The 20,523-nt window shown below is 32.2% G+C and carries 19 protein-coding genes; 12 read left to right on the forward strand and 7 right to left on the reverse strand.

Features of this window, described 5'->3' with window-relative positions; genetic code table 11:
- From CCE28_RS07395 to CCE28_RS07405, 3 genes are all read left to right on the forward strand, one after another.
- The coding region (locus tag CCE28_RS07395) for a DUF4489 domain-containing protein (protein WP_141228332.1) at positions 1–772 on the forward strand (772 nt) is incomplete at its 5' end.
- Between the two features lie 248 nt (positions 773–1,020).
- Positions 1,021–2,547 (forward strand): DUF4489 domain-containing protein, encoded by a 1,527-nt coding sequence (locus CCE28_RS07400; protein WP_095132530.1) that lies wholly within the window; start codon positions 1,021–1,023, stop codon positions 2,545–2,547.
- A gap of 114 nt (positions 2,548–2,661) precedes the next feature.
- Positions 2,662–2,856 carry a DUF255 domain-containing protein gene (locus CCE28_RS07405; RefSeq protein WP_330396828.1) on the forward strand — a complete coding sequence of 65 codons (195 nt, stop codon included), beginning with the start codon at positions 2,662–2,664 and terminating at the stop codon, positions 2,854–2,856.
- Between the two features lie 267 nt (positions 2,857–3,123).
- Here CCE28_RS07405 and CCE28_RS07410 read toward each other — a convergent pair whose 3' ends face one another.
- Positions 3,124–4,041 carry a patatin-like phospholipase family protein gene (locus tag CCE28_RS07410; protein WP_095132532.1) on the reverse strand — a complete coding sequence of 306 codons (918 nt, stop codon included), beginning with the start codon at positions 4,039–4,041 and terminating at the stop codon, positions 3,124–3,126.
- 486 nt (positions 4,042–4,527) lie between these two features.
- Here CCE28_RS07410 and CCE28_RS07415 point away from each other — a divergent pair, with 486 nt between their 5' ends.
- Positions 4,528–4,698: a DUF255 domain-containing protein gene (locus CCE28_RS07415; RefSeq protein ID WP_330396829.1), complete on the forward strand. Its 171-nt coding sequence runs from the start codon at positions 4,528–4,530 to the stop codon at positions 4,696–4,698.
- 244 nt (positions 4,699–4,942) lie between these two features.
- Here CCE28_RS07415 and CCE28_RS07420 read toward each other — a convergent pair whose 3' ends face one another.
- A complete protein-coding gene (locus CCE28_RS07420; protein ID WP_095132534.1) occupies positions 4,943–5,932 on the reverse strand; it encodes a right-handed parallel beta-helix repeat-containing protein in 990 nt (329 codons plus the stop codon).
- 276 nt (positions 5,933–6,208) lie between these two features.
- Here CCE28_RS07420 and CCE28_RS07425 point away from each other — a divergent pair, with 276 nt between their 5' ends.
- From CCE28_RS07425 to hcp, 6 genes are all read left to right on the forward strand, one after another.
- Positions 6,209–6,394: a DUF4489 domain-containing protein gene (locus CCE28_RS07425; protein ID WP_095132536.1), complete on the forward strand. Its 186-nt coding sequence runs from the start codon at positions 6,209–6,211 to the stop codon at positions 6,392–6,394.
- Between the two features lie 218 nt (positions 6,395–6,612).
- Entirely contained in the window at positions 6,613–8,670 is a 2,058-nt protein-coding gene (locus CCE28_RS07430; protein WP_095132537.1) for a thioredoxin domain-containing protein, read from the forward strand.
- Positions 8,671–8,810: 140 nt separating this feature from the next.
- Positions 8,811–10,022 carry an NAD(P)/FAD-dependent oxidoreductase gene (locus CCE28_RS07435; RefSeq protein ID WP_095132539.1) on the forward strand — a complete coding sequence of 404 codons (1,212 nt, stop codon included), beginning with the start codon at positions 8,811–8,813 and terminating at the stop codon, positions 10,020–10,022.
- A gap of 16 nt (positions 10,023–10,038) precedes the next feature.
- On the forward strand, positions 10,039–10,254 hold the full coding sequence (locus CCE28_RS07440) for a DUF1450 domain-containing protein (protein ID WP_242972928.1): 216 nt from the start codon (positions 10,039–10,041) through the stop codon (positions 10,252–10,254).
- Between the two features lie 208 nt (positions 10,255–10,462).
- Positions 10,463–11,224, forward strand: coding sequence for an NRDE family protein (locus CCE28_RS07445; protein ID WP_095132542.1), 762 nt, complete (start codon positions 10,463–10,465; stop codon positions 11,222–11,224).
- Positions 11,225–11,308: 84 nt separating this feature from the next.
- Positions 11,309–12,958 carry a hydroxylamine reductase gene (hcp, locus tag CCE28_RS07450; RefSeq protein ID WP_095132543.1) on the forward strand — a complete coding sequence of 550 codons (1,650 nt, stop codon included), beginning with the start codon at positions 11,309–11,311 and terminating at the stop codon, positions 12,956–12,958.
- Between the two features lie 64 nt (positions 12,959–13,022).
- Here hcp and CCE28_RS07455 read toward each other — a convergent pair whose 3' ends face one another.
- From CCE28_RS07455 to CCE28_RS07475, 5 genes are all read right to left on the reverse strand, one after another.
- Positions 13,023–13,748: a FadR/GntR family transcriptional regulator gene (locus tag CCE28_RS07455; protein ID WP_095132545.1), complete on the reverse strand. Its 726-nt coding sequence runs from the start codon at positions 13,746–13,748 to the stop codon at positions 13,023–13,025.
- A 169-nt stretch (positions 13,749–13,917) separates the two neighbouring features.
- On the reverse strand, positions 13,918–15,354 hold the full coding sequence (locus CCE28_RS07460) for a sodium:solute symporter family protein (protein WP_095132546.1): 1,437 nt from the start codon (positions 15,352–15,354) through the stop codon (positions 13,918–13,920).
- A 27-nt stretch (positions 15,355–15,381) separates the two neighbouring features.
- Entirely contained in the window at positions 15,382–16,482 is a 1,101-nt protein-coding gene (locus CCE28_RS07465; protein WP_095132548.1) for an NAD/NADP octopine/nopaline dehydrogenase family protein, read from the reverse strand.
- A 383-nt stretch (positions 16,483–16,865) separates the two neighbouring features.
- Positions 16,866–17,975: a sodium:solute symporter family protein gene (locus CCE28_RS07470; RefSeq protein ID WP_242972929.1), complete on the reverse strand. Its 1,110-nt coding sequence runs from the start codon at positions 17,973–17,975 to the stop codon at positions 16,866–16,868.
- Between the two features lie 19 nt (positions 17,976–17,994).
- On the reverse strand, positions 17,995–18,567 hold the full coding sequence (locus tag CCE28_RS07475) for a sodium:solute symporter family transporter (protein WP_095132552.1): 573 nt from the start codon (positions 18,565–18,567) through the stop codon (positions 17,995–17,997).
- Between the two features lie 193 nt (positions 18,568–18,760).
- Here CCE28_RS07475 and CCE28_RS07480 point away from each other — a divergent pair, with 193 nt between their 5' ends.
- Both CCE28_RS07480 and CCE28_RS07485 read left to right on the forward strand, forming a co-directional pair.
- Entirely contained in the window at positions 18,761–19,339 is a 579-nt protein-coding gene (locus tag CCE28_RS07480; RefSeq protein WP_176461716.1) for a TetR/AcrR family transcriptional regulator, read from the forward strand.
- A gap of 57 nt (positions 19,340–19,396) precedes the next feature.
- Positions 19,397–20,512, forward strand: a complete 1,116-nt coding sequence (locus CCE28_RS07485) for an efflux RND transporter periplasmic adaptor subunit (protein WP_095132556.1) — start codon at positions 19,397–19,399, stop codon at positions 20,510–20,512.
- The last annotated feature ends 11 nt before the right edge of the window (positions 20,513–20,523 follow it).

Here is a 20,523-nt window from a genome sequence, read left to right on the forward strand (position 1 = left end):
TGAATTATTTAGAATGTGTGGAGATAATGAGCCTTTATCCCGTGGTATCTGGACATTTGAAAGATCGGGAGTTGATATTGACGATTTAGAATTACAAAAAGCCTTTAGCTTTATATTCTGTGAGTGTGAAGCTCCATCAGGCTGCTGTGAATATTTTGTAACAGTATCAGCAATTGAAGTAACAGATAGTGATGATCATGATGCAGTAGTTGATAATGTAAGGATCACTGCCCTTGCCCAATCATCAGGAGATTGTATCTATGAGGATAATTATAAAAAATTAGATGGAAAAAGGGACTGCATTGACTGTAAAACAAAGCACCCTAAGGAGAAAAAAATATTACTTGAATGTGGTGAGGGAACTGGAAGCAGGACCTTTACTTCATCAAATGACTCAGCTTTTCAATTAGCCCATGTTAAGTTAGATACAACTTGTCTATGCAGGCCTATGGTTAATATTGAGTTTTCAAGCATTGTGAGTTTTGATGCAATTGGTGACGATGGGGATGTTCAATTACGATATGAATTATTTAGAGTATGCGATAATAGAAAGCCTATATCAGTAGGTATTTGGTCGGTGGATAGAATGGACATGGATATCGTTTTTATTGATAAGTCCACAAACACATTTGATTTTACATTCTGTGACTGCGTCACCTGTCCTGGTTGCTGTGAATACTTTGTAACTGTTACACCTATTACAATTACAGAAGGTGTAATTACTGCTACTGTTAGCAATGGTAGAATAGCTGCATTGGCTCAAGAGATATAATAGAATGCATAACATATTGAAGATCAAAAGAGCAAAGACGATTTAGTTATCTTTGTTCTTTTTTTATTTTCAGAAGAAAAGGAGTTGTTAGAACAGAATCCATCACTGATTCGATAAAACAACATATGATGTAAGGGAAAGGAAGTATACGTATTGTAAGAATATTGTAGATATAAAGGATATTTTTCTAAAGTATACTCTGTTCATTTAAAATGAAAAATTAATAAAATCTATGAGGAGGTATATAGGTGACTTATAATAACGGTTATGGCGAATATGAAACATGTAAACCAAATAGGGACAGAGCTAAATGCAAACCAGAGCATCTTAAACCCCAAAAAATACTCCTGGAATGTGGGGAGGGAACTGGAAGCAAAACCTTTACTTCATCCAATGATGCGCCATTCCAATTAGCCCATGTTACTCTTGATACAACCTGTTTAAATAAATCTGAAATTTTAATAAAGTTTTCTAGTCTAGTTAAAGTGGAAAGATTAAATAGTGGAGGAACAGTTCGATTAAAATACGAATTATTAAGATCATGTGAAGATGAAGAGCCTATACCCCTTGGAACTTGGATGTTTGAGAAAGTTGACATTTCAGATTCGGATTTTGAAGATGCTGCTGAGGAATCATTTAATTTCATCTTTTGTGAATGTTCTACTTGCCCTTCCTGCTGCGATTATTTTGTGAAAGTTACCCCTATTGAAGTAACTGATGTTACAGCAACGGTTAGTAATGGTAGGATGGCAGCCTTGGCTCAATCCTTAAAGGACCGTTCAAATCATGAATGTAAAACGCATGAACCAAAATATGAGTGTACTAAATATAAAACTAAGTTTTTTGAATCAAAAGAGACAATTCTAGAATGCGGAAATGGAAATGGAAGTGTTATTTTCAGAACGGAAAACGAACCACCAGTGCGCATAGCAAATGTTACAATTGATACATCAGGTTTGTGCAAGCCTAAAGTTTTAATAGAGTTTTCTAGCATTGTTAGCTATATTGAACAGACATTACCTGATAATACTGTTAAGCTTCAATTTGAATTGTTTAGAAGATGCCATAAAGAAGAGCCCATATCTCGAGGTGTTTGGGCATATGAAGTGGGAGAAATAGGAGGAGGGATTCAATCAGCACAAGGGTTCGGATTTACTTTCTGTGAATGCGTGAATTTTTCAGGTTGCTGTGAATATTTTGTAATATTAACTCCTATTGAAGTACCCACAGGAGATCCAGAGAATGCAATGATTAGTAATTCAAGAATGACTGCACTTGCTCAATCATCTAAAGCTGGTGATGGAAACTATGGCATAATAGATTGTGAACCAAAACACATCAAGTCTAAAGAAATATTATTAGAATGTGGTAGTGGAACTGGAAGGAGAACTTTTACTTCATCGGACGACTCTGCTTTTCAATTAGCACAGGTTACCATAGATACTACACAGTTATGTAAGCCTACGATTAATATTGAGTTTTCAAGCATTGTAAGCTTCGAGAGAACCAATAATGACTTAAATGCTTTGCTGAGATATGAATTATTTAGAGTATGGGACGATGGTAGTGAAGAATCACAAGGAGTCTGGGTGCTTACAAGAGTAGATCAAGATACTATTAAGGTTACAGAATCATTTGATTTTACTTTCTGTGAATCTATAATATGCAAGTCAAACTGCTGCACATATTTTGTAAAAGTAACACCAATTCAAATAGAGGAAGGTCAAGTAACCGTTAGTAATGGTAAAATGGCTGCATTGGTACAAGAAGAATAGTAGAACGAATAGAAACTTAAAAAAGAAAACTAATACCTAAAAAAAATAATGAGGCATACAACTCATAATCCCTCATTATTTTTTTGGGGGTAATATATATGTAACAATATAACCATGAAAATATTTGAAGATGATAGTATGAGTTTAGATAGGAAATCTAATAGACTAATAAATGAAAAAAGCTCATATCTATTACAACATGTAGATAACCCTGTACATTGGTATCCTTGGAAAGATGAAGCCTTTGAGAAAGCTAAAGAAGAGGATAAACCAATATTCCTAAGTATTGGATACTCTACCTGCCACTAGTACTATGTTTAATAAAGTATCCAATAATAAAATAAGAGCCAATAATGACTCTTTTATATAAACTGTACGTTCAAGCTATTACTTTCTCCCTTTCCTCTTTTTATATTTACTATCTAATGAACTGTTAAAGAAAATGTTCATGGAGAAAATCATTCATTTAGTACACATTTTTCTTGTAATGTGCCATACGTATATTTATTTCTTATCTCACAGAATATATAAAAAGATAAAATAAAGAGACATAACCATACTCTAATATTCTTAATATTAAAACCAACTATTTTTAATCCACTTAATAGTCATCTCCAAGTCTAAATCATTGGCTAGGGATATCAAGGTAGGTGTTTTAGAATATGCATCAAGCGGTATTGGCCCAATTTTTTTGGGAATTTCTAAATTTAAGCGACAATACTGCTCTTTTAAAAGCTGGGAACTATAAAATTCGTTAACACCTATATCGCTGTTGAACAAGAGTTCTAGTAGAGGATAGGGCGGTTTGGGATAGAAAGACCAATCAATAGCTCCCCATTTAGTTGTATCAGCGGTAATTTGCTGAGGATATATTCCGGTACCGATTGATAAAAGATACATGTCATCAAGGGCTTTTATATTTCCCTGTTCACCTCTTGCAGCAGCTATAGCTGCTGTACTAGGATTATTCGCTATAACTGCCCCATCAACATGACTTTTGTAAGAGGGAAAATAGGTTGGTGCGGCATTACTAGCGAGGGCCACATCTATCACTAATTCTTCCATATTTGTAGAACCGGGCAAATTGTTAAAAAAGACAGGACTCCAATAAGGTTTCGAATAAGAACCAGATACCCTAAATGAAGGTATCAACACCTTGTGAGATAAATCAGATAGGCGTAGATCTTTAGGAAATATCATACTGAGTGCTTGTTTGAGGTGTTTATTATCATACTTAGGCCTATAATATTCCAAATAACGAGGGGTAAAAATGTATTTACCATAACGGACATATAAATCTACAAGATCTTCTGGTGAAAGACCGTAAGCAAGGCCTAAGGCAATGATAGAACCGGTAGAGGTGCCGGCAAAAAGTTCAGTCATATTTATAAACTCAGAAATTTCATGTTCATTTTTTAATCTCTTTAGGAGAGTTGCTGTCAGCACACCCCTAATGCCTCCACCGTCAAAGGTCATAATCCTGTACTTATCCATAAAACACACTCCTTAATAAACTTTTTATATAACTTATGTGAAAGTAGGAAAGCCCATGCTCCAAAAAACAAAATTCTCTAAGGTTTTTAGCGTATTTTAGATCATGTTATGATCTATGCTGTTTCTCTTATAAATTATTTTCACGCTAATTCATTAAACAAGGGAGGTTTGATAGAGGATACACAAAAAGTAACAGGTGAATAGTCTGTTATTTTTTTTATTTAAAGCCATCTAGTTCATAAAGGACATTGAAAGCATATGTTTAGAGTTGCAGGTGAATATAAATGTGAATATATTTTTTATGGAGCCGATGCTATGAACCCAAATGGTAAGTCCAATAGAGTGTCAGAGGCCTTGAGAATTTACTTACTCAACAATACAAAAAAGAAAACGATACATTCAGCTATGAGGTAGATTATTTATAATACCTCATTATTTTTTTTGGTATTATATTACTGATTATGAAAAATGTTTGGAGATGATAGTGTGAGTTTAGATAAAGAATCTAATAGACTTATAAATGAAAAAAGTCCATATCTATTACAACATGTAGATAACCCTGTACATTGGTATCCTTGGAAAGATGAAGCCTTTGAAAAGGCTAAAGAAGAGGATAAAACCATATTTCTAAGTATTGGGTACTCCACCTGTCATTGATGTCATGTTTACTAAGGTATCCTTTTTTGAGGATTTGAAAGTTATAATTTCTAGCTATATTGAGTTCTACAATACTGAGAGAATAGAATAAGAAAAAGATGACTTCTATTGAATACAGAAATCATCTTGTAATTGATTAATCATTTTTAGTGTCCAGAACTAAAGACTTACTTTGGTTTCACATCTGATGTATGTGTTATTTTAAACTAAATTAATTAGATGCTGCAAACTATTTATATTATATTCACACAACTTTACCATCAGTGATATTACTAAAGATGTTATTGTCGGTACCTTTATTTACTATATTAAATAGTTCATTGCCTGAAATGACGTTGTCATTTATTGAATTAAAGTTGCCAGTTATAGACACACCTATATTATTTGAGTTTATTATATTTCTTTGAAATAAATTACTATCACTTAATACATTTATACCATCTTGAACATTTGATTGTATGATATTACCAATGACGGAAGTGTTGGTTCCTTGTATAATGATTCCATCCAAACTGGAACTTATATTATTATTTATAACTTTGTTATAGCTGTTATTGATAATTATCCCTGTCTTTGAAGTACCTATAAGAATGTTTTGCTGTATGTTATTACATTTTCCATACATAATGAAAGCATTTTCATTGTCATTAAATAAATTTTCTTTGAAAATATTTCCTGAAGAATCTGATGAATACCATCCAATTGCTACTCTGGAAAAACGTATGGAATTATTCTCTATTAAGTTTTCACATGCTTTTCCTCCAACATTGATGATTCCTCCTATAGTGTTTAAATTGATTATATTATTTTTAATGGCATTATCACTACCAAACATATTTATTCCAGAGAGATTATTTGTTGCAAGTACACATTCTTCGATTTTATTTGCATTTCCTCTTAGAAGAATACCATAACGTCCATTGGATACACATCTCACATTAACAATTGAATTATTATCTCCTCTTAAAAAAATACCTATAGAAAAGTTTGATATACGTAAATCTTGTAATAAGACCTTTTCAGCTCCGCTTATATCAATACCTATACCTTCATCAGTTACGCCATTAAGCTCAACAAGTTCGTTATCCATTGCTTTAATTGTAATATTGTTTTTATTTACTATTACCGAGTTAGGATAAATCCCCTCTTGTATTAAAATAGTATCACCTGGCGAAGCTGCATCAACAGCAGATTGAATATTGGGAAAATCTGTTGGAACTATTAATATTGCCATAAAATCACTCCTTATTTTATAAAATCTTTTAATAAGTCACTAAAGAACCTTTAGCTAGTACAAATATATGTTTTTAAGCATAACAGTGTTACAATCTGCAGCTCCTCGTTAGAAATGAGCTATGTAGAGAACTACTAGAGTTAAAAAAGACTATATTCAACAAAATGAAAAGAAATGAGAGAGAAAATGCATAAAGCATATTCTTTTTTTATTTTGAGAAAGAAATGATTTATTAGAGTATGTGACAATAGAAGACCTGTGTTCCTAGGTATTTGGATGTCAGAAAGAATAGATATCTCTCGTTCTGATAAAACCACAAACATATTCAATTTTATTTTTTGCGATTATATTACATGGCCAGGATGCTGTGAATATTTTGTTACAGTTACTCCTATTCAAGTAGGAGATGCCATAGTAACGGTGGGGAATGGTAGAATAGCTGCATTGGCACAGGAAAGATAAAAAAGCTACTAGAAATCAGGAACTTGAAAGAGCAAGCTATTATGGCGGTCTTTGTTCTTTTTTGTATATACTGTTGAAGTCTCAGGACTTAAAATTAAATTACTTTATGAGTCGAAAATAAAAATCAATACATTAGGCTTTGAGGTATACAATTTATAATACCTCATTATTTTTTGGGCATCATAAAAGTAACTATGAAAATATTTGGAGATGATAGTATGAGTTCAGATAAAAAATCTAATAGATTAATAAATGAAAAAAGCCCATATCTATTACAGCATGTAGATAACCCTGTACATTGGTACCCTTGGAATGATGAGGCTTTTGAGAAAGCTAAAGAAGAGGATAAACCCATATTTCTAAGTATTGGATATTCTACCTGTCATTGGTGTCATGTGATGGCCCATGAAAGTTTCGAAGATGATGAAGTAGGTGAAATCTTGAATAAAGACTTCATATCTATAAAGGTAGATAGGGAAGAAAGACCTGATGTGGATTCCATATACATGTCCTTTTGTCAGGCTTTAACAGGAAGTGGTGGATGGCCTTTAACTATTATTATGACTCCTGATAAAAAGCCCTTCTATGCAGGAACTTATTTACCTAAAACTAATAAATATGGTCGAATAGGACTTATAGAATTATTACATAGGATAAATGAAATGTGGAGCACAGAGAGAGATCGTCTAGAAAAATCTAGTGAAGACATTTATGGTGCAGTGTTAGATTCCTTTGGATCTAGTAAAAAGAGTTCTATAGATAAGGATATTATTCATAAAACCTTTAATGAGTTAGAAAAATTATTCGATCCTACCTATGGTGGTTTTGGAAATGCTCCTAAATTTCCCACACCTCATAATTTATCTTTTTTACTTAGATATTATATGGCTACTAAAAATGAAAAGTCCCTAAATATGGTCATAGACACATTAGACCATATGTATAAGGGGGGCGTATTTGATCATATAGGTTTTGGTTTTGCTAGATATTCAACAGATAGAAAATGGTTAGCACCTCATTTTGAAAAAATGCTTTATGACAATGCCCTCTTAGGTATAGCTTATACTGAATTGTATCAAATAACTAAAGAAGAAAGATATAAGGAAGTTGCTGTAGATATATTCACGTATGTATTAAGGGATATGACATCACCAGAAGGTGGCTTTTATTCAGCAGAGGATGCAGATTCAGAAGGTGTAGAAGGTAAATTTTATGTGTGGGAAAAGAGTGAGGTAATAGATGTACTTGGAGAAGAGGATGGGGAAATCTTTTGTATACACTACGATATAACTGCCCTAGGAAATTTTGAAAAGAGTAGTATTCCTAATTTAATAGATCAGAATTTAGATGAGATAGAAGATAATGAAGAACTGAAAAGCCTACTAAACAAGTGCAGGGAGAAGTTATTTAAATATAGGTTAAAGAGAATACATCCCCACAAGGATGACAAAATAATTACTAGTTGGAATGGTCTCATGATAAGTGCTCTAGCTAATGCTGGAAAAGTATTTAACAATGAAGAGTATATTAAGCTTGCTGAGAGATCCCATGACTTTATAATGAATAATTTAATAAGAGAGGATAAAAGATTGTTAGCTAGGTATAGGGATGGTGAAGCTGCATATATTGGAACACTAGATGATTATGCCTTTTTCATATGGGGATTAATAGAACTTTATGAAAGTACCTTTAATACAAAGTACTTGAAAGAGGCCATAGAATTAAATGATTCCATGTTGGATTTATTCTGGGATAAGGAACATGGAGGGCTGTTCATAGCAGGGAAAGATAGCCATGACTTAATAATGAAACCAAAGGAAATTTATGATGGTGCTCTTCCATCGGGAAATTCTGTAGCAACTATGAATATGTTAAGATTATCAAAATTAACGGGAAATACAGAATTAGAAGAAAAAGCCATATCTCAATTTACTACTTTCGGTGGAAAGGTATCTGAAATACCTAATGCCTATACTCATTTTATGATGGCCTTTTTACTTCATGAAATGGGAGTAAAAGAAGTTGTAGTTGTGGGAGATAAGAATAAGGAAGATACAAGGGAGTTATTAAAAGTTGTGAATGAAGATTTTTCACCCTTTACAGTAACCGTATTAAAGGATGCAAATGAAGAATTAGATGAGATAATTCCAATAGGAAAGAATAAAGAAATGGTAGATGAAAAAGCTACGGCATATGTATGTGAGAATTTTACTTGCAACATACCTACAAATAATGTTCAGGAGTTTGAAACTATTATTAAAAACAATAAATTATAATTATTAATAAATCTTTAAATGCAAAACCTATTCCGATAAAGAATAGGTTTTGCATTTTTACTTATAATTGAAAATCCAGAATAGACCCATTTACCAATGGAGAAAATAAGTGAACCATAAAAATAAAGGGAGTGTAGAAGTTGAGTGAAAAGATAGTGGTTATTGGAAATGGAATAGGGTCCATAACGGCAATTAAAGCAATTAGAAAAGAAAATCCTCAGGTGGAAATACATTTAATAGGAGAAGAAAGATTTTATCCATATAATAGGATAAGGTTATCTAAAGGTTTATTATCTACCTTAGAGGAGGATAAATTACTTCTTCAAAAGAGGGAATGGTATGAAACTAATAATATAAATTTACATAAGGGTGTAAAAGCCATATCCATTGATGAAAAAAATAATAGGGTACTCTTATCTGATGAAACTTCTTTAGAATACACAAAATTATTAATAGGAAGTGGAGCCCACAATTTTAAGCCCCCTATAGATGGAATTGAAAAAGAGGGTGTATATACCCTAAGAACCTTAGATGATGCATGGGGAATAATGGACAAGGTAAAGGACTCAAATGTCATATTAAACATTGGAGGAGGAATCCAAGGTTTAGAGACAGCCTATATTTTGTCCCAATCAAATAAGAAAGTAATATTGGTAGAAATAAATGAAAGGCTCATGCCTAAGCAACTAGATATGAAAGCTTCTGAAATATTAAAAGATACTGTGGAATCTTCTGGTGTTAACATACTATTAAATACGGGGGTAAATGAAATCCTAGGTGAGAATAGGGTAGAAGGTGTCAGTTCTGATAAATATGATCATGTGGCGTGTGATATGGTCATATATTCTACAGGTATAAAGCCTAACATTAGTATGACTAAGGACACTAATATAAAAACTAATAGGGGCATAATAGTAGATGATAAGATGAGGACTAGTATTGAGAATATTTATGCCGCTGGAGATGTGGCAGAATATAAAGGACATGTATATGGACTTTGGAATATAGCCATAGAACAGGGGAAAACTGCTGGACACAATATGGTATGTGAAGGTGAAAACTACAAAGAAGTGGTCCCTGTAACAACTCTAAATGCCTTTGGAATAGGACTCTTCTCCATGGGAACAATAGAAGAAGCTGATTACGTGATAGTAGAGGAACCAGAAGAGAATAAATATGAGAAGATTTTCATAAAAGATAATAGGGTAATAGGTGCCATTGTGGTGGGAGATGTGAAAAAATCTCCAGCACTTAAAAAGGCCATAGAGAAAGAAATAAATTTAGAAGAAGTAGATTTTGAAAATGTATCAATAAATGAGTTGATCGGAATAATAAAAAATAAAAATATATAAGTAAGGAGAGTTTATTTTGGAAATAAAATTTTGTGAAAATAATTATACCCATGGAATAGAAGATGTAGTTAATAAGATAAAGGAACAATTGGAAAATGTCACTGTGGAAGTGGAAAGTTGTCTAGGCTATTGTGGCGATTGTGCTGTAGGTCCCTTTGCATTAGTAGATGATGAATTAGTCCAGGCAGATACACCAGAAGAATTACTTGAAGAAATTAAAGGATACTTGTAAAAGACATAAAAAACAATGGGAATATACATATATATAGAAGGCTTATGCCTTCTTTTTATATGAGTAGCCTATTTATTAACAATAAATTTAATAGGTGCAAAAAGTTGATTTAATTTCTATTTTAGTTACAATATTAAGAGGGAGCATGAAAAAATTTTAGTTAAGTTGTTATAAGGAAAATAAATAGAGAAAGTAGGAATTAAATCATATGTGTACAATAGTCTTAGCTTATAAGAAGCATCCGGAATATAAACTAATATTGGCAGCCAATAGAGATGAATTTTATAGTCGTCCAACAAGGGAAGTACACTTTTGGGAAGATCATGAAAATGTGTTAGCAGGCAGAGATTTGGAAAAAATGGGGACTTGGCTTGGCATAACTAAGGAAGGAAGACTTTCGGCAGTTACAAATTATAGAGATAATTCATTAAATGTAAAAAATCCTAAGAGTAGGGGAAATCTAGTAAAGGATTATTTAACAGGTGAAGAATCTCCACTTGAGTATATGAACAAAGTTAAGAGGGAAAAGAACTTATATGATCCATATAATTTATTGGTAGGAAGTTTAAATTCCATTTATTATTATTCAAATGTATCAGATGAAATAAAAGAACTAGAACCAGGTGTGTATGGACTTAGCAATAATCTTTTAGATACGGATTGGTTTAAAGTAAACAAGGCTAAGGAGAAGCTTACAGGTTTAATAGAAAATAAGGAAAAAATATTCGAAGAGGACTTACTAAATATTTTATATAATAAGACTATTCCCAGTGATGACAAGCTTCCAGATACGGGAGTAGGAATTGAGTGGGAAAGAATTTTAGCTCCTTTGTTTGTAGAAAGTCCTGAATATGGTACTAGAGCCTGTACTATTCTTTTAGTAGATAAAAAGGACAGGGTCACTTTAGTAGAAAAGAGTTTTAACGATTACACTTGGAGATTGAAAAAAGTAGAATTTAATATAAAGTAAAGAAAAAAAATTCTAGTATTTATACTAGATTTTTTTTTTTAGGGAAAACTATTCTAGAGAAAAATTAAATTAGGAGGATGTCATATGGATAATGCCATGTTTTGTTATCAGTGTGAACAAACGGCAGGGAGCAAGGGATGTACTAAGGTAGGAGTATGTAGTAAATCTCCTGACGTAGCTAACCTGCAAGATGTACTCATATTCTTAATGAAAGGCGTAGGTTTCTATGCCATGAAGAATATAGAAAAGGGGAATAAAATATCTCAAGAAATTGGAGAATTTTTTACAGAATGTGTATTTGCAACTTTAACTAATGTGAATTTTGATGAAGGTAGATTTGTAAAATACATAAGAAAAGCAAACCAAGTTAAAATGCAATTAAAAGAAAGCGCTGGAGATGTGGGCCAGGTGCCAGAAGGTGCTGATTTTATAGCTCCAGAGACTAAGGGTGAAATGTTAAATATCCCTAAAATGCCTAACTTAGGAGTTATGGATGACGAAAATCTAGATATGGATATTCGTGCCTTAAGGGAATTTTTAATTTATGGTATAAAAGGAATGGGTGCTTACCATCATCATGCCTATGTATTAGGTAAATATGATGAAGAAGTGGCAGAATTCATGTGTAAGGCCATGGGTTCAACTTTAGATAAAAAATTAACTGTACAAGATTACTTTGATTTAAATATGGAATTAGGAAAAGTAAATTTAAAATGTATGGCTTTATTAGATGCAGCTAACACAGATACATTTGGTCATCCAGAAATAACAGAAGTATTAATAACTAAGAAAAAGGGACCTTTTATAGTTGTATCAGGACATGATTTAAGAGATTTAGGAGATCTATTAGAGCAATCAGAAGGAAAGGGCGTAAATATATATACCCATGGAGAAATGTTACCATGTAATGCTTATCCAGGACTTAAAAAATATAAGCATTTAATTGGAAACTTTGGTGGAGCATGGCAAGACCAACAAAAGGAGTTTGATAGTTTACCAGGAGCCATTTTAATGACTAGTAACTGTCTTATGAAGCCAAGGGAAAGCTATAAGGATAGAATATACACATCTAGTATAGTAGGTTTTGAAGACGTACAACATATTGAAACTATTGATGGAAAAAAAGACTTTACACCAGTAATCGAAAAGGCATTAGAACTAGGTGGATTCCCACAGGATGAAGAAGAAAAGAAAATTCCTATTGGATTTGCAAGAAATACAGTACTTAGCCATGCAGGAACTATAGTAGATGCAGTTAAAGCTGGACAAATAAGACACTTCTTCTTAATTGGTGGCTGTGATGGAGCAAGACCAGGTAGAAATTACTTTACTGAATTTGCTGAAAAAACTCCACCAGATACAATTATCTTAACATTAGCCTGTGGAAAGTATAGATTTAATAAGCTTGACTTAGGAAGTATAGGACCATTCCCTAGAATACTTGATTGTGGACAATGTAATGACGCTTATTCTGCTATACAAATAGCCCTTGCTTTAGCTGAGGCCTTTGATTGTGATGTAAATGAACTACCAGTTTCATATATAATTTCTTGGTATGAGCAAAAGGCAGTGGCAGTACTTTTAACTATGTTATATTTAGGATTAAAAAATATTTACTTAGGACCAACACTACCAGCATTTGTTACTCCTAATGTATTACAAGTCCTAATAGACAAATTTAATATTCAAAGTATAAGTACACCAGATGAAGATTTAAAAACTATATTAGGATAAAATACAATAGGATGTGGCAAAAGACATTAAAGTCTTTAGTCACATCCTATTTTTCATATGATTATTAAACTTGAAAATAACCTACTCTAGAGGAAAAATCCTTGTTAAGGAGTTTCATGGCATCGTATAGATGCTGATACATTACCCTACTGGCTTCTTTTCCATTACCTTCTTTGATATACTTTAAAATGGCTCTGTGTTCATCATTTTCTTTTATTAATTGATTTTCATCTAAATGTTTTATTATGAGCATACTTCTTTGAGCCATAAGTTCATCTGTTATGGAATTTAAAAATCGAGACATTATTCTATTATCGGATATTTCAATAAGCTTCATGTGAAAGTCATAACCGTAGTCAATGGAATATTTTTTTTCTTCAATAGCCTTTTTAGCTTCATCTACTAAATTTTCTAATTCTTCAATTTGGGAAGGTGTGGCTTTTTCAGCTGCCATATGGGCTAATTGTACTTCAAGGAGTAATCTAATCTCCATCAATTCAACTAAAGCATCCTTATCCTTTAGTAACCATAATAATTCCATTTTGTGTATATTTTTTAGGGCACCATCTGATAAATATGTGCCTCTTCCAGCTTTTGCATTAATAATTCCTGATAATTCTAAAGCCTTAAGGGATTCCCGAATACAATTTCGACTCACTTGGAAATGTTTTGATAATTCAACTTCTCCAGGGATTTTTTCTCCAGGGATCCAATGTCCATTTTTTATTTGATCTATGATTTGTTTTGTAATATCCTCATAGAGTGTAGTTCTAGATGCTGGCTTAATCATCTAAAGTCCTCCCTTTATATAAGTTTAGGTATATATTATTTATTATCCCATAGAGGGTTTGAATTTACAATAAATACTTTGAATTAGAAAAAAATTGGGAAGATTCAGAAAAAATCTCCCCTAAGTATATTTAATTAATTTCATAAGAATGAATTATGTTTAATTTATATTAAGATGCCTTATTTTGTGCAGGCTCTTTTGTAAGTATAGAAACTACAATAATACATACTGTTGAAGCTACAAGAGCTATTAATACTCTATTAGCACCTAGAGCAGTTACTTGAGTTAATACAGAACCTACGATTACTCCAGTTCGTGCTCCCCAAGGAGTTATATTACTATTAGCTTTTCCTTCCTCAAAATCTGCATTTTTATCTTTTTTCCATGAAATACCTACTATTAATAGGGGAACTAATCCTCCACCAGCTATGGCATAAGCTTTAGAGAATAACCCTAATATGGAGCTAGCATAAATACCTGCTAAAGCAGAGAAGACACCAATACAGATTGTTAAAATTTTTGCATATTTTACTAAATCATCGTCAGAAGCCTTTTCTTTGAAAGGTCTTATGATATCGTTAACTATTAAAACAGCAGCAGAGTTTAAGCTAGAGTCAGCAGATGACATTCCTGCTGCAAGAATAAGAACAAATATCATGGCTGATATCCATACGGGTACATAATTTAGCATAAACCACGGCATTGCATCATCTGGAGATAAATTTTGATTTAAAGTTAAAATTACCATTCCTACAAAAGCAGTAAGCATTACCATAAAAATAGCTATGAATCCACTAAATAACATGGCATTTCTTGCAGTTTTACTATTCTTTGCTGAGAAACATCTTTGCCAATATGCTTGAACTACTAAAATACCTATACAACCTGTGACAAATTTAGATAGGAGACCGATTGGATCAGTATGTGTAAAGGTCCACATCTCAGCTTTTCCTACTTCAGCTAATCTTACACCTAACTCTGCAAGGCTCCAGTGTACAGGAGAAAAAGCATAAAAATAGAAGGCAGCACCAAAGAAAACTACTAAAATTCCCTGTATTAAATCTGTCCAAACAACAGAGTGTATACCGCCTAAAGTGGTATATAGGATAAATATAGCAGAAAATACTAGAATTATTGGAATTGGATCTGCGCCTGTAACTATATTAAAGATATTACCAAAAGCCTTTCCTTGACCTCCTACCCATGCAATCATAATCATGGATGCTAAAATTCCTCCAAAGGCCCTTGTAATCTTATCATTTACAAATAAATTATCAATCATTTCAGGGAAAGTATTGAAGCTAAATCTTCCTGCTAACCCTGCAAATACTAATGCAAAAATAATCTTAGATCCTTGCTCACCTAATATAAAGGCTAGCCAAGGTAAACCTATTTGATAACCTTTTCCTGCGTGACCTATAAAGTTTCCTACTCCCATTATAGTGGCTAATTGAGTAAATAACAGAAGATATAGAGGAAAGTTCTTTCCACCTATGGCATAGTTAGAAAAACTTGATTGGGCAGTATCCTTAACCTTTACTGAAACATATAAAAATATTCCGCACATTAAAACTGTTAAAATCCATATTATAGTACCAAGACTCATTATATATCCTCCTCCTTTGTAGGTTCACTAAAATATCATATTAGACGAGTAATCAAGTATTTCCTCTTTTGTCATATGAGAAATACCTAAATGTTCCAAATTATATCCATTTTCCATATAATCCTTATCATGTAATGTAGATGCCAAGCTGATACACATGTCTAATAAAGGCGTATCCACACCTACTTTTTGTGCCAACTGACTTGCTGGAACTAATAAATAAGGTAAATCTTCAGTTATGTAACGACCAAATACATTCTGGCCATATATTTCTTTATAAGGGCTCTCGTCACTATTGAAGTATTCATATAAGCTAGAAGAATCATTAAGTCCGTAATACATTTTTTCTTGTTCTAAAGTACTTATAAGGTTTAAATCATATTCTTTTCCAATATAAAGTCTTTCTTCATCCATTTCCTCCATCTTTTTTGAAACTAGAGGACTTACGCCATCTATATAATGTCTAAAATTATCAGAGTTCTTTTCAATACCTGCAATATTTAATAATACTGGTAAAGGATGTAGTATGGCATTGAAGTTATCTAAGCTTACTTCTAATACATTCTTAGCCGGAATGTATATATCACTTATAGAATTCATGATTTTCAATATTTCATCATTCTTATCTGTAGGACATGTGGCTATTTTTAGTTTGTTTTTTTGTTTATAAACCATTACTGTATCATGGGAAGTAGCTCTGCAGGCATAAGGTAAAGAAGCCACTTCTGTTATGGATATATTTTTATGTACGTTCATTTCATTCATGATTTTCTTAATCATAAATGTACTATAATTACCTGGAGTAACAATCACCTTTTGTCCGTCTTCTAAGTGTGGAACTAGTAGTTCAAAAATTGGTTTGTGTGCAAAAGCAGGCACAACAACAAAAATTATGTCTCTATCTTTTACAGCCTCTTTCATATTTGTAGTTATAAGGTCTAATGCACCATCACAAGAAATTGATCCTCTTACATGGAGATTTTTTTCTTGTTGGAATTTTTTGAAATCTTCACTTTCTGATAATGCTTCGAACATGCTGACAGAATATCCTTGAGATGCTATTTGTCCTGCTAGCGCTTTACCGCCATTTCCACAACCTAAGATTGCAAATTTGTACTCACCTATCATTTTGAATTCCCCCTTAATTAAATTAATATGTTTAATTGTCCTACAATTGTACAAATAAACAATTCTGCATAAAACATTCAATCCCTTCTTAATTTTCAAAAAACTTTTAAAATTTTTAAAAATATTTATATTTTAAAAAAACAAACAAAAGGACAATATCCATGACAGCATTGACAAATAGTATATTAAGGCAAGATTAGAAAAGGGATACAACTCAGTTATTACAAAGGAAATATGAACTTGTGAAATTTTATGAAAAAAGTATGCCCATGAAGATTTCAAATTATATTAGGATAAAATAAAATAGGATGTGAAAAAAGATATTAGAGTCTTTTTTCACATCCTATTTTTAACTTATTATTTAATGTTTATATAAAGATGTTTTATAGTATTTGTTTTTCCTTTTCTTTTGTGAGCATGGAAACTACAATAATTGATATTGTTGAAGCTAAAAGAGCTATTAATAATCTATGACTACCAAGAGCATTCACTTGAGTTAATATAGAACCTATTATTACTCCAACTCGTGCACCCCAAGGAGTTATGTTACTATTAATAGTTCCTTCCTTAAAATCAACACTCTTATCTTTTTTCCATAAGAGACCTACTATTAATAGGGGGGCTAAGCCTCCTCCAGCTATGGCATAAGCTTTAGAAAATAATCCTAATATGGAACTCGCATAAATGCCTGCCAAAGCAGAGAAGACGCCAATACAGACAGTTAAAATTTTTGCGTATTTTACTAAATCATCTTCTGAAACATTTTCTTTGAAAGGTTTTATAATATCGTTAACTATTAAAACAGCAGCAGAGTTTAAACTAGAGTCAGCAGTTGACATTCCAGCTGCAAGAATAAGAACAAATATCATGGCGGATATCCATAGGGGTACATGATTTAGCATAAACCATGGTATGGCATCGTCTGGAGATAAATTTTGATTTAAAGTTAAAATTACCATTCCTGTAAATGTAGTAAGTATTACCATAAAAATAGCTATGAACCCACTAAATAACATGGCATTTCTGGCTGTTTTACTATCCTTTGCAGAGAAACATCTTTGCCAATAGGCTTGGACTACTAAAATACCTATGCAACCTGTGAAAAATTTAGATAAGAGAGTGACTTTATCAGTATGTTCAAAGGTCCACAGCTGGCTTTTTCCTACTTCAGCTAATTGTATACCTAACTCTGCAAAACTCCAGTGCACAGGAGAAAAGGCATAAATATAAAAGGCAGCACCAAAGAAAACTACTAAAATTCCCTGTATTAAATCTGTCCAAACAACAGAATGTATGCCACCTAAAGTGGTATATAGGATAAATATACTAGAAAATACTAAAATTATTGGGATGGGATTTGCTCCTGTAATTATGTTAAATATATTCCCAAAAGCCTTTCCTTGACCTCCAACCCATGCAATCATAATCACAGATGCCAAAATTCCTCCGAAAGCCCTTGTAATTTTGTCATTTACAAAGATATTATCAATCATCTCAGGGAAAGTATTATAACTAAATTTTCCTGCCAGTCCTGCAAATACTAATGCAAAAATAATNATGTATGCCACCTAAAGTGGTATATAGGATAAATATACTAGAAAATACTAAAATTATTGGGATGGGATTTGCTCCTGTAATTATGTTAAATATATTCCCAAAAGCCTTTCCTTGACCTCCAACCCATGCAATCATAATCACAGATGCCAAAATTCCTCCGAAAGCCCTTGTAATTTTGTCATTTACAAAGATATTATCAATCATCTCAGGGAAAGTATTATAACTAAATTTTCCTGCCAGTCCTGCAAATACTAATGCAAAAATAATCTTAGATCCTTGCTCACCTAATATAAAGGCAAGCCAAGGCAAACCTATTTGATAACCTTTTCCGGCATGACCTACAAAGTTTCCTACTCCCATTATGGTGGATAACTGAGTAAATAACAGAAGATATAAGGGGAAGTTCTTCCCTCCTATGGCGTAATTGGAAAAACTTGATTGGGCAGTATCCTTAACCTTTACTGAAATATATAAAAAAACTCCACACATTAAAACTGTTAAAATCCATATTAAAGTACCAAGATCCATTAATTATCCTCCTCGCTTTGTAAGTTCTCTAAGATATAATATTAGACGAGTAATCAACTATTTCCTTTTTTGTCATATGAGAAATGTCTAAGTAGTTATTTATAAAAAATGGAGCATGATGGCGTTGACAAATAATACATAAAGGAGTATTCTAAAAATGAAAGTCGAGACTTGCATAAATGGAGGAGAGAGTTTGAACAGGAAAGAAATAACCAGGTATAACATATTAAAGGCAGGATTAGATTTATTTTCAGAAAAGGGATACAACTCAGTTACTACAAAGGAGATAGCAAAAGCAGCAGGTGTAAATGAGGTAACTGTATTTAGACGATTTGGAAATAAGAAAAATATATTAGAAAATATATTAGAAGAGCTTGTTTTTAAGGTGGCCGTTGAGGAAGTCTTTCATAAGACTGTAAGCTATGACCTTGAAAGGGACCTTACATATATAGCTAAAAAATATAATGAATACTTGGATAGAAATAAAAAAATAATTATGATAATTTTTAAGGAATTTCACATGAAAGAAAATTATGAACTCACAAAATTTCCTAAAAAACTAAAGGAGCTATTAGTAGAGTATTTTAAAAAGATGCAGGAAATGGGAAAAGTAAAAGAAGAAAACCCTGAATTATTAGCAGCTAATTTTTTGATATATTGTTTTGGTATGTTCATGTCCAATTTGCTGACCAATGGAAACATAACAAAATTAAGTAAGGGTGAATGTATAGACCATATGATTCCTATTTATGTAAAAGGATATGAGGTATAAAAATTTTTAAATTAAAATGCAAGTCAATACTTGCGTTTTGAAATAGGGGGAAGAATAATGAGTAAAAAAGGAGTTAAAAAATTATTAGTAATACCAATGATTGTGGTGATTTTATTTTCAGCTAGGGGGCTTTTAAATAAAAAAGCCACCAGTGAAAATAAAATACTAGGTAGGCCCGTGAAGGTGTTGGAGGTAGAGAGTAGTACCTATGGAAGAACATTAAAGTATACGGGTGTTATAGGAGAAGATAATCTAAGAAAAATATCCTTTCAATCACCTGGTAAAATAGAAAAAATATATGTTAAAGATAGTGAGAAAGTATCCAAAGGACAGATTTTAGCTACTATGGACACTACTAGTTTAGACTTGAAGGAAAAAGAATTAATTGAACAATTAAGCATATTAGATACTCAACTTGAAATGAACAAAAAAGATTATGATTTTATATTAACTAATTATGAGAAAACTAAAAAGTTATATGAAAGTGGTGTTATATCTAAAAATGCCTTAGATGAAATGGAACTTAAATATGATAAAACGAAATTAGGATTAGACACTGTAAAAAAACAGAAAAATCAGGTCATGGCCCAATATGATTCTATTAAAAAGTCTATAGAAGATGGAACTATTAGAGCAGTAGAAGATGGTTATGTGGTAGATGTTATTGGAAAGGAAGGAGAAAATACTAGCCCATCTGCTCCTGTAATTATTCAAAGGGGAGAGACACAAATTGTAAATGTGGGAATCTCTCAAAGGGATATGAATACAATCAAAATAAACCAAAAAACATATGTGAGCTTAAATGACATATCTAAGGAAGGGGCAGTTACTAATATACAAAAAAGTCCTGACCAAAGGACTAATCTTTATATGATAGATATAGAAATAATAGATAAATTTTCACAGGAAGATTTTTTAGTGGGAGCTATAGTAGACGTAACAATTAAATTAGGAGATGAAAAGGGTATATGGATACCTGTTAAAAGTGTCCTAAATGATGGAGAAGATTATGTATACGTAATAAAAGATGAGAGGGCTTTTAAAAAAATAGTTAGTATAGAAGAGATAGATGAGAACAGAGTATTAGTAAAGGGTTTATCAGAAGAAGATAAATTAGTCATAAGCGGTATGAGTAATTTAAAAGACGGATATCTAGTTAATATTAAAAAGTAGGAGGAATAAAG

It is taken from the genome of Anaeromicrobium sediminis, from assembly GCF_002270055.1.
Taxonomy (GTDB): Bacteria; Bacillota; Clostridia; order Peptostreptococcales; family Thermotaleaceae; genus Anaeromicrobium; species Anaeromicrobium sediminis.

Excerpts from the sequence above, each read along its gene's own strand:
- CCE28_RS07405 (WP_330396828.1), top strand. The coding sequence starts at position 2,662 with ATGAAAATATTTGAAGATGATAGTATGAGTTTAGATAGGAAATCTAAT.
- CCE28_RS07410 (WP_095132532.1), bottom strand. The coding sequence starts at position 4,041 with ATGGATAAGTACAGGATTATGACCTTTGACGGTGGAGGCATTAGGGGT.
- CCE28_RS07420 (WP_095132534.1), bottom strand. The coding sequence starts at position 5,932 with ATGGCAATATTAATAGTTCCAACAGATTTTCCCAATATTCAATCTGCT.
- CCE28_RS07425 (WP_095132536.1), top strand. The coding sequence starts at position 6,209 with ATGTCAGAAAGAATAGATATCTCTCGTTCTGATAAAACCACAAACATA.
- CCE28_RS07430 (WP_095132537.1), top strand. The coding sequence starts at position 6,613 with ATGAGTTCAGATAAAAAATCTAATAGATTAATAAATGAAAAAAGCCCA.
- CCE28_RS07445 (WP_095132542.1), top strand. The coding sequence starts at position 10,463 with ATGTGTACAATAGTCTTAGCTTATAAGAAGCATCCGGAATATAAACTA.
- hcp (WP_095132543.1), top strand. The coding sequence starts at position 11,309 with ATGGATAATGCCATGTTTTGTTATCAGTGTGAACAAACGGCAGGGAGC.
- CCE28_RS07455 (WP_095132545.1), bottom strand. The coding sequence starts at position 13,748 with ATGATTAAGCCAGCATCTAGAACTACACTCTATGAGGATATTACAAAA.
- CCE28_RS07460 (WP_095132546.1), bottom strand. The coding sequence starts at position 15,354 with ATGAGTCTTGGTACTATAATATGGATTTTAACAGTTTTAATGTGCGGA.
- CCE28_RS07465 (WP_095132548.1), bottom strand. The coding sequence starts at position 16,482 with ATGATAGGTGAGTACAAATTTGCAATCTTAGGTTGTGGAAATGGCGGT.
- CCE28_RS07470 (WP_242972929.1), bottom strand. The coding sequence starts at position 17,975 with ATGATTGATAATATCTTTGTAAATGACAAAATTACAAGGGCTTTCGGA.
- CCE28_RS07485 (WP_095132556.1), top strand. The coding sequence starts at position 19,397 with ATGAGTAAAAAAGGAGTTAAAAAATTATTAGTAATACCAATGATTGTG.